Origin of the sequence: Anaerofilum hominis (assembly GCF_014287275.1) — a bacterium.
Lineage (GTDB): Bacteria > Bacillota > Clostridia > Oscillospirales > Ruminococcaceae > Pygmaiobacter > Pygmaiobacter hominis.
This window is the reverse complement of the sequence record NZ_JACONZ010000002.1, coordinates 611,032-625,279: the sequence shown is the minus strand read 5'-3', so window position 1 is coordinate 625,279 and position 14,248 is coordinate 611,032. Positions and strand designations below refer to the sequence as shown.

The following is a 14,248-nucleotide window of genomic DNA, read 5'->3' as shown; positions in this document are numbered from 1 at the left end:
CCATTCTCCCTTATGCATCCGTAACCCCAAGTCACTTAAGCTGTGGAGGAACCCTACGGGCGACCCGCACCATGCGAAACGCCAGCGCGCCGCCCAGCAGCCCAAAGGTCAGCACCGGCAGATCGGCGGCGTCTGCGACCGACACGGTATCAAAGGTCAGCAGGTAAAGCAGCTTCGCCCCGGTGAGGCAAAAGCAGAACAAAAATGCCGCCAGCCCCCAGAAATACAGCTTGCGCCCCTCCCGCGCGTCCTCGGGCAGATACAGCGCCCGCAGCAGAGCGCAGCACAGCAGCATGGCCAGCATGGCGGTGAGGATGTCCACGGTGGGCATCACCCGTTGGATGCTGGTGGGCGAGACCACGAACCTCTTGACACAGAGCAGGAAAAACGAGACCGTGGCCACGATGCCCAGCGCCAGGCCGGAGACAGGCTGGGGAAGCCCCTTGGCAAAACAGCCGCAGCAGGCCGTACACCAAAGGCCGGCGATGAGATAAAGCACCGACAGCACAAGGCCGGCGATATCAAAGGTCAGGCGGCCGGTGACGGGATCGGTGAGCGAGGCGCCGCCCAGCAGGGCGGACACGCCGGATACCGACAGCAGCAGCCCCGACGCAAAAAAGGAGAGCGCCTGCAGGCCAAAAGCAGCCGTCATCACCCGGCTGCGGTAACCGCGCTCAGGCCGGGACCGCCGCCGGATGGAAAGGCTGAAAAACCAGATAAGGAACAACAGCAGCGCCAAAAAAGCGTACCGCAGCCAGACGCTGCCCATGGCGGCAAAGCCGGTGCTTGGGTCGGTAAACAGCGCGTAGTCGGCAAAAAACACGCCCCCGGACGCAAGACAAAGCAGCACACAAAAGACACACAGGCTCATCGGCGGTCCTCCAGGCTGACATAGCGCTGGCGCACGCCCAGGTACTTGTAAGCCGGACGTATGATGCGGTTGGCAAAGACGACTTCCTCGATGCGGTGGGCGCACCAGCCGGGGATGCGGCTGATGGCGAACAGCGGGGTGTACAGGTCCACCGACAGGCCCAGCATGCGGTAGATCAGGCCGCTGTACAGGTCCACGTTGGCGCAGACGTTCTTGTTGCCCTTTTCCTCCGCAAAGACCTGCGGCGCCAGCCGCTCCACCGCGCACAGCAGCTTGAAATCGTCCCCAAAGCCCTGCTCGTAGGCCAGGTGCTCGGCGTTGGTGCGCAGAATGACCGCGCGCGGGTCGCTTTTGGTATACACCGCGTGCCCGATGCCATAGATCAGGCCGCTGCGGTCCCCCGCCTGTTTGCGGATCAGCCGGCGCAGGTATTCCTTGATCTCGGTGTCGTCGTCATAATCCCGCACGTTCGCCTTGATATCGTCCAGCATCTCCATGACCTTGATGTTGGCGCCGCCGTGCTTGGGGCCTTTCAGGCTGCCGATGCCTGCGGCGATGGCCGAATAGGTGTCGGTGCCGGTGGAGGACAGCACGCGGCAGGCAAAGGTCGAGTTGTTGCCGCCGCCGTGGTCCGCGTGCAGCACCATGCACAGGTCCAGCAGCTTTGCTTCCTCGTGGGTGAATTTGCGGTCCGCCCGGTAGGTGCGCAGGATGTGCTCCGCCGTGCTCTGGCCGGGCTTGGGCATGTGGAAATACATGCTCTTTTTGTCATAGACGCGGCGCTTGACCTGGTAGGCGTTGACCATGATGGTGGGCAGGGACGAGATGAGCACCACCGACTGGCGCAGGATATTTTTCAGCGTCTGGATCTCGGCGTCGTCGTCATAACTGTACAGCGCCAGCACGCTGCGCTGCATTTTGTTCATGATATTGGGCGAGGGTGCCTTGATGATCATGTCCTCGACAAAATTTTCAGGCAGGCCGCGGCTCTCCTCCATCGTGACCTTGAAGTCCGCCAGTTCCTCGGCGGTGGGCAGGCTGCCGAACAGCAGCAGCCAGATGACCTCCTCAAAGATAAAGCGGTCCTCGGCATAAGCTGCTTTGACGATATCCTGTACGTCGATGCCGCGATAGATCAGCTGGCCGTCACGCGGGGTGCGCACCCCATCGATCATATCGTAGCCCACGACGTCGCAGACGTTGGTCAGGCCCGCAAGCACACCGGTCCCGTCCGGATTGCGCAGGCCGCGCTTCACCCCGAGCTTTTCGGACATCTCCGGGTCGATATAGTTATTTTTTAAGTACTCCTCACATAGATATTCCAAGGAATGCAGTTTGTCCGACACATTACCACCCTCTCTGTGGGGCGCCGTTTTTGCCGCGCCCGTTATACTTCCCTATCATAATCCAAACGGCGGCGATGTGCAAGTTTTCCCGCCGGTCGTGCGCGGATACGGCAAAAAATGATCTGAAAGCCCGTCAAAAGAAAGGACTGCTGAAAAATGAGAAAGCTTTTTTCCTCCCTGCTGCTCTTCGCGGCGCTCACGCTGCTGCTGCCCATCGCCGCGGCGGCGCTCTCCGGCGGCGGCCTGCCCCAGGTGGACGCCTTTACCGCCATGCTCTCAAAGCCCGGCGCGGGCGCGCAGGGGGCGTCTTCCGCCCCGCAGGGGGGCCAGGACGCCCCGGCAGCCTGGGCCTCCCAGACGCTGCCCATCCTCAACAGCGCCACCGGCGAGGTGGAGACGGTCTCGCTGCGGGACTTTCTCATCGGCGCGGCGGCAAGCGAGATGCCCATCAGCTATCAAAAAGAGGCTTTCAAGGCGCAGATCGTCGCCGCCCACAGCTATGCCCTGGCCAACCGCGACGCGCAGCTGGCCGCCCCCGACCCTGCGCTGAACGGCGCCTGGTTCAAGGCGAATCCCGCCGGTTATGAGGGCTATATCAAGCCGGAAAGCCTCAAAACCCTGTGGGGCGACAAATACGACGCCAACTACGCGTATCTCTCTGCCCTGGTCGATGAGGTCGGCGCGCAGATCCTGACCTGGGACGGCGCGGCGGCGCTGACCACCTATTACGCGATCTCCAACGGCAGGACCGAGAGCAGCGAGGCCGTGTGGGGCACCGCCCTGCCCTATCTGTCCACCGTCGATTCCCCGCTGGACCTGACCAGCCCGGACTATGAACAGACGGTCACCATGTCCTCGCAGGACGTCTACGACCGGCTCAATCTCAGCTTTCTGGCGCTGGATCTTTCGGGCGCGCCGGGCACTTGGTTTGGCGAGGCCGTGCGGGACGAAGCGGGCTATATCGCCACCATGCCGGTGGGCGGCCAAACGCTGAAAGGCACCGAGCTGCGGGCCGCCCTGGGGCTGCGCAGCGCTGATTTTGACGTGTCGGTAGACGCGGAGAACCAGTTCACTTTCACCACCCGGGGCTATGGGCACGGCGCGGGGCTCTCGCAGTACGGGGCCAACGCGATGGCCATCACCGGCAAGACCTATGCCGAGATCCTGGCCCACTACTACCCGGGCACCGCGCTGGGTGCCGCGGGCTGAGGCGGCCGGTGCGCGCAAAAAGGAAAAACGCGCACGCGCGGCGGCCCTGCAGCGGCAGGTCCGTGCGCCGCGCCGCGGCCTGCGCTGAGCGGCGGCGCTTTTTGCCCGGCGGAAAGCGCCGTCCAACGCCCGGCCGCGCGGGGCCGCCGTCCCCTGCGGCGCGCATCCCGCCGCATAAAAAAGCCGCGGGCAGGAGAACGCTCTCCCGCCCGCGGCTTTTTATCCCCTCCGACAGGTCCTGCCGGAACGCCGTTCACTTTTCAAAATCCCGGTACATCAGGCTGGGCTGGATCCCCGTGTTGTGCTGATATTTGCCGCTGCGGTACGGTTCGTACTCGCCATGGATATCGTGGTAATAGATCTGGCAGATCTCCACATGCGGATAGATGCGGATGGGCTGGACGCAGAAGATCTCCAGCGTCCAGTAGCCCGCAAACCCCACGTCTCCAAAGCCCGCCGTCACGTGGATGAACAGGCCCAGGCGGCCGGTGGACGAGCGGCCCTCCAGCATCGGCACATACCCCTCGGTCCTTGTGTATTCCTCTGTGCGGCCGAGATACAGCCTGTGGGGCTCCAGCACCAGCCCCTCCTCCGGGATGGTGAGACGGCTGGTCGAGTTCGGCTGTTTCATGTCCAGCACCGTCTGGTCGTAGACCAGCAGCTCGTCCGCCAGCGTGAGGTTATAGCTGTTGGGGTTCACCTTTCTCTCGTCAAACGGCTCGATGATGATTTCTTTGCCCAGATGTCTTACGATTTCTTTCCCCGATAGAATCATTTTCCGTCTCCCTCTTTTCTCTGTTCCATGCTCCCAACTGCGCGGGGAACATCCCCTTCCGGTTCGTTCTTCTCGACTAGGACCTGTGCTTCTGCCACAATAGCTGCGGGGAATTGATACTGTTCCAGCAGACGAATGGCATTGCGGGTGCGGCAGGGGCCATCTTTGAGCCGGTAGTCAAAGCACACGCCTTGTCGGCTGACCTGCTCGCTGAAATGGTGATTTTCATACTCCCCCGCCAGCAGCTGCGTCAGCTCCAGGTCGTGGGTCGCCGCAATGCACAGGCATCCCGGCGCGCATAGGTACCTCAACACAGCGCAGGAGGATGCGATGCGCTCTGTGGTGTTGGTTCCCTTGAGCACTTCATCCACAAAACAGTAAAAGGATGTTCCGGATTCTAGCAGCTCTACCAGCCGCCGCATCGAGCGGATTTCGGCCACAAAGTAGCTCTCCCCGGCGGCAAGGTCGTCTCGCACCGCCATGGAGGTGACCACCGGCGCGCGCTTCAGCTCATACTGTTCGGCGGTACAGGTGCCGATGCTCTGCGCCAGGATATTGTTGATAGCAACCGCCTTGATGAAGGTGGATTTCCCGGACGCGTTTGAGCCCGTCAGCAGCCAGTTGGCCGCGAGGTCCAGATCATTCGGCACCCCGTTCTCCTCTTCCGTGAGCAGTGGGTGCAGCATGTCCCGCGCGCGCACGTGCAGCGCTGCGGTAAACTGGGGCCGCGTAAAGACCCGCAGGCTGTGCCTGTATGAGAGGACAGAGACCGCCGTGTCGATCTCCCCCAGCAACTCAAAAAAGCGGCCAAGCTCCTGCTCGGCGCTTTTGAGGCGGCAGATCGTGCGCTGGTATTGCAGCAACGGGATCAGCGTCAGCATGCCGAAAAGCTGGGCCAGCATGTACAGGTCGGACTGAGGGGAAATAGACAGCAGGGACGCGCCGGCGCCTAGCCGCCTTTCCATCTGCTGCGCTTCGCCCAGCTGGGCGGCGAGCGCCGGGCAGCGCCCTGCCAGCATCCGCTGCAGTGCGCGAGCGCAGCGCAGCGACGCCAGCAGATAACTGAGGGTCTCCAGCCACCCTTCCAGCAATTTCTGCGTTTTCAGATAAAGGCGGACATTGTTCGCCAGTGCGAGTGCCACGGCGGCAGTGACCAGCGTTGGCGCCGCCCACAAAAAGAACAGCGGCGCAAAGGGCAACAGCGCACAGCAGACAAACCGCCACGGCGCATCCAGCGCGAACTCCCCTGCGTGAAAAAGCACCGTTGGCAGTTCTACGCCAATCCTCTTGCCCAGACGCACCAGTGCCGTCTGGATTCGCAAGCGGAACGTCTCGTCCTCCAGCTCCGCCATCAGGGTCTCCCGCGCCTGGGACACCTCCTCTGCCGCCGGGCGGTGCAAAAGGGCATAGAGATACTCTTCACCGATCAGGGTGTGACAGGCGTTTACCCGCTCAAAGACTGCGTCGAGGTCGAGATCACCCCAGGTGAGGTCATCTACATCGCCAGTTGAGGGGGACGACATGTGCTGTTCCTCCCAGTAGCGGGCGACAGAGGCGCGCCGGTACTCGCTGTGCGGCACCGCGCCAAAACTCGCACGCAGCCGTTTTCTGCGCTTCTTTGCGCCCAATATCCCTTCTGTCACCAGATAGAAAATCATGGCAGCGGCCAGCAGCGACAGAAAGATCCATTGACCGTTCACGCTCTGTTCCCCCTCTCTGTATCCCTCTGTTCGACTTGTAGTCAGGACGCGTCCGGTCAGTGTCCCGGGCAGACCCCTACCGGCCCCTTGCCCTGTTTGTAATAGCCGGCGGCGCGGGGACAGCCCTGCCCCGGCAGCAGGCCGGTGACGGTGCAGTATTCGATCTGCTCCACTGTCTCATCCACAGGAAATTCTTTTTCAGGCAGGCCGCGCTGGGCCGCCCGCATCACATTGCGCCAGGCCAGCGTCGGTGGATGGGCGGAGTAATTGACCTCCAACGGCAGATTATCGTCGTAGCCGTACCAGCTGGCAGTGACATAATAAGGGGTCAGGCCGATAAACCAGTGGTCCCGGTTGTCGCTGGTGGTGCCGGTCTTGCCCACCGAGTCCATGCCGTCGTTTACCGCATAGCCCGCGCCGGTGCCCTGCCCCTGCATCACGCCGGCCAACAGCCGGTTCATGATATAGGCGGTGTCGGCGTCTATCACCTGCCGGGTCTTTACCTCCGGCTCCAGCAGCGTGCCGCCGCTGCCGCGGGTGACGCTGGTATAGCTGTGGATGGTGGTAAAGCTGCCGCCGCTGCCAAAGATACTGTAGGCGCCGGCCATCTGCTCCGGCGTGACGCCGGTGGTGCTTGAGCCCAGGATCATCGGCCCGCTGTCCCTGTCCTGAGAGACAAAGCTGGTGATGCCCAGCTCGTTTTTTGTGAAGCGGTAGATGCTGCCCACCCCCGCCTTTTCGCCCACCCGCACCGCGATGGTGTTGATGCTGCGGGCCAACGCGTCCGCCACCAGGATCGGCTTGTCCGAATAGGTGCCCGAAAAATTGCGCGGCCAGTCTTTCCACTCGCCGGTGGCCTCGTCCTTTACCTGCCGCACCGGGCCGTCCTCAAAGGCGGTGGACCAGTTGATCTTGTCGTTCTGCACCGCCAGCACATAAGCGCCGATGGGCTTCATGGTGCTGCCCACCTGGCGGAGCGCCTGGGTGCCCCGGTTGAAGCCGCGGCTGACCTCTTTTTCTCCCAGACCTCCCACCACGGCGCAAAGCCCGCCCTCATAGTTGAGGCTGACCATGGCCGCTTCGGGCCTCACCGTGACCGGGCCGGTGACCGGGTTCCCGTCCGCGTCCAGCACCGGCTCGCCGTCCGCGTCCTCCAGAGGTTTGGTCACGCTCACGCCGGGGCGCGGATAGACGCCGGCCGCCTCCATGACGTTCTCCATGGCGCTCTGCAGCGAGGGCACCACCGTGGCATAGATGCGCAGGCCGCCGTCATACAGCAGCCGCGTGGCCTCCGCCCGGGTCAGGCCGCGCGCGTCCATCAGGTCCGCGATCACGTCCTCCATCAGCGCGTCGGTGAAGTAGCTGGTGGGGGTGAGATCGGGCTCCGGATCCCGGCCCGGGCCGGTGATCCGCACCGGCTCCGCCGCCGCCGCGTCGTATTCGGCCTGGGTGATAAAGCCCTCTTCCAGCATTTCTCCCAGCACATAGTTGCGCCGCGCCAGGTGGGCTTCCGGCTTGGTGACCGGGTTATAGCGGGCCGGGCTGCGGGTGATGGCCGCCAGGCTGGCGCACTGGGCCAGCGTGAGCTGGTCCACCGTAGTGCCGAACAGCTTTCTGGCTTCCGCCTGCACCCCGGCCGTGTTGTCGGTAAAGCTGATGGTGTTGAGATAGGCCTCCAGGATCGTCTCCTTATCATAGGACGCATCCAGCCGGAAAGCCCGCCAGATCTCGCGGAACTTGCGCAGATAGCCCTCCAGCCCTCCCGCGTCGTCGTCCCGCGTCAGGTTTTTCACCAGCTGCTGGTCGATGGTGGAGGCCCCCACCTTGATGCCGTCCTCGCCGCCAAAATAGCTGCCCGTAATGGCGTGCTTGAGCTCGTTGGCGATCGCATACCCGGTGCGCAGCAGGTTCACGCCGCTGTGGCTGTAAAAATCTTTGTCCTCCACGGCGACGAACGCGTCTTTCAGCGCCTGGGGCATCTGCTCACCGGGCACGTATTCCTTGTTTTGGGTGCAGGGCAGGACGGCGTACTCCTGCCAGTCCCCGACCTCTTCGCGGGCGTAAACGACTGTCCCGGTCTTATAGGGGATCTGGTCAAGGTCCAGCCAAAGGTCGTCGTTGCAGGTGGCGACGCCCAGATAAGCGGCCAGCCCGCCGGCCCCCACCACGAACAGGGCCAGCAGCGCCAGCACCAGCCGCGCTTTCCACGAGCGGCGGCGCGGGCGTTTTTGCTTTGGGCTGCGAGCCTCCTTTTCCGGCTGCAGGGTCCGCGCGGCGCCCCGCGCGTTTTTCCTTGCCGCTTTTGGCTTTCCCGAGCGCCGCTTTTTTTCTTTTGCTGCGCCGCGCGCGCTTTTTTTCTCTTCCGGCGCGGTCCCGTCCCGATAAAGGCCGCCCTCCTGCGCGCCGCCGGGGAAGAGATAGTCCTCGTCAAAGATGCTGGGCGGCTCGACCGGCTCCCAGCCGTTCTGATATGGATGCCCTTTATCCTTGCCCATCAGGCCCGTCCTCCCTCCCCCTGCGCGGGGCAAAATCTATCCCTTATTTTACCGCCGTCCCGCCCAAAAATCGCGGTTATTTTGTAAACTTTCGGCTTTGCCCCCACAAAACGGACCCGCGCGGCAAAAAGCGGGCGGGCGGGGAGCGCAAACACAAAAAAGGGGCAAACCATGCGCGCCGCACGTTTTGCCCCTGCCGCCCGAGCCGGGCGCGGGATAAGGACCGCCGGGGCCGCCGCGCGGCCCGCCTCCTGTGGCAGGGACGCAGGCGGGCGCGTTTCACCCCTCGTCGCCCTGCAGCTTTTCCACCGACTCCACCAGATATTTTTGCCTGCGAAACACCAGGCCCACCAGCAGAGACAGATACTTCACCACGATGGTCAGCACCAGAAAGACCCCAAAAAAGCCGCCCGACAGCAGCAGCATGGTGGTGGTCCAGCCCTCGATATGGGCGCGGGAAAAATAGATCACCACCGTATAGATGCCGCTGAACAGGGTCAGCGCGAGAAAGACGAGGGAGACCGAGAGCGAGACCTTATAGGCCGCATCGGTGTAAAGCGCCAGCGAGTCAAGGGCCAGATCGGTGCGGTAGCCCCGCTCTTGCCCGGCCGCACGGCCGCACGGGTCGTCGTAAAACAGCTGCCGCAGCTTCAGCCCGCTGGCCGCGTAGGCCGCCTTGCGGTAGACCAGGGTGGGGTTCACTGCATGCACGCGGTGGATGGCCCGCCGCGACACCAGCCGGAAAACGTCGGTGCCCAGCTGGTACTGGCTTTTGGAATAGCGGTTGAACACGCCGTAAAACAGCCGGCTGGCCAGCCTGGGGGTGCGGCGCGGCCCCACCGACACGATATCAAAGCCGGTGAGCGCCGTGCGGTAGCTCTCCATCACCATCTCTTGCGGATAGTCCATCTGCGGGCGGTCGAACTCAAAGACAAAGTCGCCGATGGCAAGGTCCAGCCCGGCGTTCATGGCCAGCTCCATCCCCTGGCTGATGCTCAGGTTGACGATGGTCAGCGGGCGGGCAGGCCTGTTTTCCCGCATGAAAGCGCGCATCGCCTCACCGCTGCCGTCCGACGAATTGTCGTTGACGCAGATGATCTCGTACTTCTCAAAATTTTCTTCCAGAATGCCGTAAAGGCACGTCAGGAAACCGCCGATGCGCGCCGCGTCATTTTTGACGTAGACCACTGCAGAAGCGAAATTCTTCTCCTTATTCCCCGCCATCCGCAAGCACCTCCTCCATGTCGTATACCGTATTGATCTTGCCGGATAAAACGCTCACAAAGGTGGGCGCTTTTGAAAAGGTCCGGATCACGGTGGGCCGCGAATCGTCGATCTCGCTGGCCTTTAAGATCGGCTTCATGCTGAACAGCGACCGTTGATAGGCAAAGCCGTATTCCTCCCGCAGATATTTGCGCGCCAGCTGGGACATATAGTCCCAGGCGCTGCGCGGCTTATGGGGACAGTCATCGCAGTTGCCCAGCAGCCCGCCGCGGCAGAGCGCGCCCTCTTTTTGCTGGCAGGCAAAATGCGGCGTGGCCTCGTAGCTGGTGCTGTGCGGGGTAAAGGTGACGCTGGTCAGGCTGTGCAGCCCTGTTTTGCCAAAGGGCATGATGGAAAAGAACGGGCCGTCCATCACCGTGATCCCCACATCCCGCAGCCGTTCGCTCACGGTGCAGAGAATGATCTCGCACAGCTCGTATTTGATGCCGAAAGGCTCGTAGCCCAGCATTTGGAGGATCGTGTTCACCCCCGCATAGGCCGCGTTGACCACAAACCCGCTCTCGTACCGGGCGCCCCCTGCCGTCAGTTCAAAATGGGTGGCTTTCTGCTCGATGGCCGTCACCGGCGCACCGTACTGCACCCGGACATTGGGCAGGGCCGCCAGCTCTTTGAGAAAATATTCTTTTAAGACCTGCGCGTCATAGGTGTACTCCTCGGTGAGGAAAGCCCCGTCGCACAGCCCGGGGTTGAAATAGCGGCTGGGGGGCACGTCGTCACAGCGAATGCCTGCGGCGGCGCAAAAGCGCCGAAACTCCGCCGCATTGGTCCACGAATACGCTGCGCTGGTGGCGTAGACCTGATCGAAGCTTGTATGGACGCAAAAGCCGTAATCGTCCAGAAAGCGGCGGAAATACCCGGCCGATTTGACTGCGGTGGAATAACTGCGCGGATAGTGGTACCCCATGTGTACCCGCGCCTGGTTGATATAGGTCGCCCGGCAGAAAGCTCCGCTGTCCGCCTCCAGCACCAGCACCCGCTCGCCCCGCAGGCCGCAGAAACGGGCGCAGTAAAGGCCGTATAGCCCCGCGCCGATGATGATCTTGTCCCAGCTCATACCCCTCAGCCCCTTCTCGGCGGATCATAGACGCCCCTGGCGTTGGCAAACAGGATCTTCAGCAAGTCCGCGTTGCCCCGGATGGGGCTGATCTTGGTGGGCGTTTTGCCCCTTGCCGGATAGGCGCGGGTCACCGGCACCTCGCAGGCGCGCAGCCCCAGCTGGGTGGCGCGCACCGACAGATAAGCCAGCAGCTCATAGCCGCAAAAGACGTCCCGCAGCGGCTGCACCTGCGGGTGGGTCAGATAAAGGCGGGAATACGCGCGGTAAGCGCTCGTGGTGTCGGTAAAGCGGTGCCCGGCAGTCAGGCTGATGACGGGCGCATGGATGCAGCGCACCGCCAGCGTGCGGGAGAGCGGCGTGTTCACCGCCCGGCCGCCCCGGATAAAACGGCTGCCCTGCACCAGGTCATAACCCGCCTCCAGCTTTTCTACAAAGCGGTGCGCGTCCTCGATGGAATCCTTGTTGTTGCCGTCGATGGTCAGCACGCCCCGGTAACCCCGCTGCAGGGCAAACCAGATGCCGGTGCGCAGCTGTGCGCCCTGTCTGCCCGGCCCGGTCTTTACCAGCAGGCTGTTCACCCCCAGCGGCGCAAGCCGCGCGGCTTCGGTGCTGCCGTCGGTGCTGCCGCCGTCACACAGGATGATGTCGGTCAGCTTGTCCACCCCTGCGCCGCGGGCCCGCTGCAGCTCCGCGAGGATGCGTTCCCCCTCGTTGATGACCGGGATGAGCAGGCAGTATTCCGCCCTTTTTCCGCCGTACTCATGACATTCAAAATCGGGCACCCCGTCAAGCCCGGTGATCTTTTTCAAGCGAACACCTCCGCCAGATATGCCGCCATCCGCCCGATGGCGGCGGCCTCTGTTGTTTTTGTCTCCAGCGAGACGTATCCCCCGTATCCCCTGTCCCGCAGCAGCGCCGCAAGTTCGCCGTGCAGGGGACGCCGCTCCACGGGGGCAAGGCCCGGCTCGCTGATATGGATATGGCTGACAAGCGCCAGCCCGTCTGCGGCGGCTTTCAGCCCCTCTCCGTTTTGCAGGATGGTGCCAAAGTCCAGGTTCACCGCGATGCCGGGGCTGTCGAGAAACCGTGCATAGGCGACGGCGTCCGCCGTCCGGTTCAAAAAGTTCGTGTTGTAAAGGGGCGGGTTTGCCTCCAGCGCCAGGACCACGCCCCGCTTTGCCGCATAGCGGCCGATCTCGCGAAAAAAGGGCGCCGCGTCCTCCGGCCGCTTGTCCGGCGGGACGCTGCGGTTTTTGGGGCAGCCAAAGACCAAGCTGGGGCAGCCGGCCGCAGCTGCAAATTCCACCGCCGCCCGGGTATAGTCCAGCAGCTCCTGCTGCTCCTGCACGGCGCCGAAAACCTGTTCCGTGCGGCCGAACCAGATCGACTGCAGGCTGGGCACCGCAAAGCCGTACCTCTGCCGCAGCGCCTGCGCAAAGGCGGCCGCCGCCTCGGGGTGGTCATAGGGGCGGTCCGGACAGATGCGGGTGGGGGCCGCTTCCACACCGGCAAACCCCAGCGACCGCAGCGTCTCACAGACCGCGCCGTCCTCTTCGGCCCGCCAGCCGATATTGCTCGCAGACAGTTTCATGCCGCGCCCTCCTCCGCATTCAAGTCGCCGTCTCCATCAGCCGGCGCTGCTCCTTTATAAAGGCCCGCACGCCGGCCAGCACCTGTTCCCTGTCCGCCAGATAGCCGTCCCGGCCGCCCAGCAGCCCGGCGTGCAGGGTGCGCATGTCGTAGCGCACCGGGGCGCCCGGCAGCTCATTGACGAAGCTGCGTCCCAGCGCCGCCCGGCAGATCTCCGCCGCGGCTACCGGCTCGGTGGCCAGATTGAGCAGGGTCAGGTCCGCGTCCAGGGCGATCTTAAGGTCTGCCCAGAGCCGGGACAGATCATAAAACTGATAGACCGCCCGGCTGTCGGTAAAGGACAGCGCATTCCAGCTGTTGCCCTCAAAAAAGCCGCGCAGCGCTGCCTGCTCTGCCGCAGGCAGCTGCCGCAGCTGCAAAAAACCGGTCCGGGCGGGCAGATAAGCGCCCGCCACCAGTGGGCTCTTGCTGCAGAGTTCCCGGTATTTATCCTCTCTGAGCATCGAGGGGACCGGCGTCAGCAGATCGTGGATCAGGTTTTTTTTGAGCCCGCGGCCGAACAGGCCGGGCAGCCGCGCGATCAGCGCGTCGGGCCATGCGTCCCGCACCATCTGTTCCAGACGGTAGCGGTCCAGGCCATAGGGGTGCAGCCCCTCCGTCTCAACGGGGGTATCCTCATCCACGCCGGCCGGCGTTCCGTACACATCCACCGTGGAGATGAGCACCAGCCGCTGCGGCGCGATGCGGCGGATGTTTTCAAACGCCTGTTCCACCAGCGCCATATCCGCAGCAGGATCGGTGTTGGCAAGGTATTTTTCAGCCCGCACCCCGGCATAGACCAACAGCTCCGGCCGCGTGCCAAAGGCATCTTCGATATTCCGGGAGTGATAAAGCCCCTCAAACTCGTGGCTTTGGGCAAGATTTCCGCCCACAAAGCCCGTGACCCCCACCAGCGCGTCTCTCATACGGCAGCCGCCTTTCCTTTTTTAATTTCAGTTTCCCGTGCGCCCCGCGCGCTTTTTGTGCGGAAAGGCGCCTTCTTGTTTTGCTGCCGGAAAGCGTCCCCTCCGGCCCTGCAGCGGGGCATTTTGCCGTCCTGCGCTCCGCGTTTGCCCCCTGCGTATTCCGCGCACCTCCCGCAGAAAAGCCCTGCCGCAAAAGCACAAAAAACACCCGCACCCAAAACAGCGCGCTGCGGCCGCCACGCCGCCGCGGTCTGAAACGGGCGGCCCCTGCACGGCCTCCGCCGCTGCTGTCCCAGCCTTGCTGCGTAAGAGAAAACGGCGCAGAAAAGGGCCTCACAGCGGCCGCGTTCTTTGCCCGCCCCGCAACAGCCGGAACGCGCGGTCAAAGTGACGGAGGGACGGCCCGTGGTCCCCACGGGAATTCAAACCACTTTGGCCGCTGCAGAAAGGACCATGCGCGCAGAAAAGCAGCCGCTGCGCAGCTGTTTTTTATCTTGACCGGCCCCCGTCCCCGCCGCTTGCGCGGCGACCGGACGAATGAGCCCCACAGCAGCCTCCGCTTTGCTCCGGCTATTTTTTATTGCTCCGCAATAAAAAATAATTTATTTCTATCCGCCGCGGCCTGAGGACAGGCCACATGGCTACTAAAAAATAGCCTCCAGCTATTTTTTATTGCTCCGCAATAAAAAACAACTTATTTCTATCCGCCGTGGCCTGAGGACAGGCCACATGGCTACTAAAAATAGCCTCCGGCTATTTTTTATTGCTCCGCAATAAAAAATAACTTATTTCTATCCGCCGCGGCCTGAGGACAGGCCGCATGGCTACTAAAAAATAGCCTCCGGCTATTTTCATTATGGCGCGCCGGGGGGCTACGAAAACTCTATACCGTCCCCTTTCGGCCGCCCGGCTGCGGAGGCGCAAAACTGCGGTTTTTATCAGTATATCATGCCTGT

General features: G+C 62.9%; 11 protein-coding genes. 1 reads left to right on the top strand and 10 read right to left on the bottom strand.

The window, feature by feature from the left end; genetic code table 11:
* Positions 1-31: 31 nt before the first annotated feature.
* Both H8S23_RS07940 and H8S23_RS07935 read right to left on the bottom strand, forming a co-directional pair.
* On the bottom strand, positions 32-871 hold the full coding sequence (locus tag H8S23_RS07940; protein ID WP_186887793.1) for a hypothetical protein: 840 nt from the start codon (positions 869-871) through the stop codon (positions 32-34).
* Entirely contained in the window at positions 868-2,217 is a 1,350-nt protein-coding gene (locus H8S23_RS07935) for a citrate synthase (protein ID WP_186887792.1), read from the bottom strand. The genes H8S23_RS07940 and H8S23_RS07935 overlap by 4 nt, the downstream gene beginning before the upstream one ends.
* A gap of 156 nt (positions 2,218-2,373) precedes the next feature.
* Here H8S23_RS07935 and spoIID point away from each other — a divergent pair, with 156 nt between their 5' ends.
* Positions 2,374-3,426, top strand: a complete 1,053-nt coding sequence (gene spoIID, locus H8S23_RS07930) for a stage II sporulation protein D (protein WP_186887791.1) — start codon at positions 2,374-2,376, stop codon at positions 3,424-3,426.
* A 253-nt stretch (positions 3,427-3,679) separates the two neighbouring features.
* Here the strand turns inward: spoIID and dcd are convergent, their stop codons facing one another.
* The 8 genes from dcd to H8S23_RS07890 all read right to left on the bottom strand — a co-directional run bounded on the left by dcd (position 3,680) and on the right by H8S23_RS07890 (position 13,292).
* Positions 3,680-4,201: a dCTP deaminase gene (dcd, locus tag H8S23_RS07925; RefSeq protein WP_186887790.1), complete on the bottom strand. Its 522-nt coding sequence runs from the start codon at positions 4,199-4,201 to the stop codon at positions 3,680-3,682.
* Positions 4,198-5,901 carry a MutS-related protein gene (locus tag H8S23_RS14190; RefSeq protein WP_186887789.1) on the bottom strand — a complete coding sequence of 568 codons (1,704 nt, stop codon included), beginning with the start codon at positions 5,899-5,901 and terminating at the stop codon, positions 4,198-4,200. The genes dcd and H8S23_RS14190 overlap by 4 nt, the downstream gene beginning before the upstream one ends.
* Positions 5,902-5,957: 56 nt before the next feature.
* Positions 5,958-8,396 (bottom strand): transglycosylase domain-containing protein, encoded by a 2,439-nt coding sequence (locus tag H8S23_RS07915; RefSeq protein ID WP_186887788.1) that lies wholly within the window; start codon positions 8,394-8,396, stop codon positions 5,958-5,960.
* A 279-nt stretch (positions 8,397-8,675) separates the two neighbouring features.
* Positions 8,676-9,620, bottom strand: a complete 945-nt coding sequence (locus H8S23_RS07910; RefSeq protein WP_186887787.1) for a glycosyltransferase — start codon at positions 9,618-9,620, stop codon at positions 8,676-8,678.
* A complete protein-coding gene (locus H8S23_RS07905) occupies positions 9,607-10,734 on the bottom strand; it encodes an FAD-dependent oxidoreductase (protein WP_186887786.1) in 1,128 nt (375 codons plus the stop codon). The genes H8S23_RS07910 and H8S23_RS07905 overlap by 14 nt, the downstream gene beginning before the upstream one ends.
* A 5-nt stretch (positions 10,735-10,739) precedes the next feature.
* The gene (locus H8S23_RS07900) at positions 10,740-11,546 is read right to left on the bottom strand and encodes a glycosyltransferase family 2 protein (protein ID WP_207721108.1); all 807 of its coding nucleotides are present in this window, start codon (positions 11,544-11,546) and stop codon (positions 10,740-10,742) included.
* A complete protein-coding gene (locus H8S23_RS07895; RefSeq protein WP_186887785.1) occupies positions 11,543-12,328 on the bottom strand; it encodes a sugar phosphate isomerase/epimerase family protein in 786 nt (261 codons plus the stop codon). The genes H8S23_RS07900 and H8S23_RS07895 overlap by 4 nt, the downstream gene beginning before the upstream one ends.
* 19 nt (positions 12,329-12,347) lie before the next feature.
* Positions 12,348-13,292 (bottom strand): NAD-dependent epimerase/dehydratase family protein, encoded by a 945-nt coding sequence (locus H8S23_RS07890; RefSeq protein WP_186887784.1) that lies wholly within the window; start codon positions 13,290-13,292, stop codon positions 12,348-12,350.
* Between the last annotated feature and the right edge of the window lie 956 nt (positions 13,293-14,248).

Excerpts from the sequence above, each read along its gene's own strand:
- H8S23_RS07940 (WP_186887793.1), bottom strand. The coding sequence starts at position 871 with ATGAGCCTGTGTGTCTTTTGTGTGCTGCTTTGTCTTGCGTCCGGGGGC.
- spoIID (WP_186887791.1), top strand. The coding sequence starts at position 2,374 with ATGAGAAAGCTTTTTTCCTCCCTGCTGCTCTTCGCGGCGCTCACGCTG.
- dcd (WP_186887790.1), bottom strand. The coding sequence starts at position 4,201 with ATGATTCTATCGGGGAAAGAAATCGTAAGACATCTGGGCAAAGAAATC.
- H8S23_RS07915 (WP_186887788.1), bottom strand. The coding sequence starts at position 8,396 with ATGGGCAAGGATAAAGGGCATCCATATCAGAACGGCTGGGAGCCGGTC.
- H8S23_RS07910 (WP_186887787.1), bottom strand. The coding sequence starts at position 9,620 with ATGGCGGGGAATAAGGAGAAGAATTTCGCTTCTGCAGTGGTCTACGTC.
- H8S23_RS07905 (WP_186887786.1), bottom strand. The coding sequence starts at position 10,734 with ATGAGCTGGGACAAGATCATCATCGGCGCGGGGCTATACGGCCTTTAC.
- H8S23_RS07895 (WP_186887785.1), bottom strand. The coding sequence starts at position 12,328 with ATGAAACTGTCTGCGAGCAATATCGGCTGGCGGGCCGAAGAGGACGGC.
- H8S23_RS07890 (WP_186887784.1), bottom strand. The coding sequence starts at position 13,292 with ATGAGAGACGCGCTGGTGGGGGTCACGGGCTTTGTGGGCGGAAATCTT.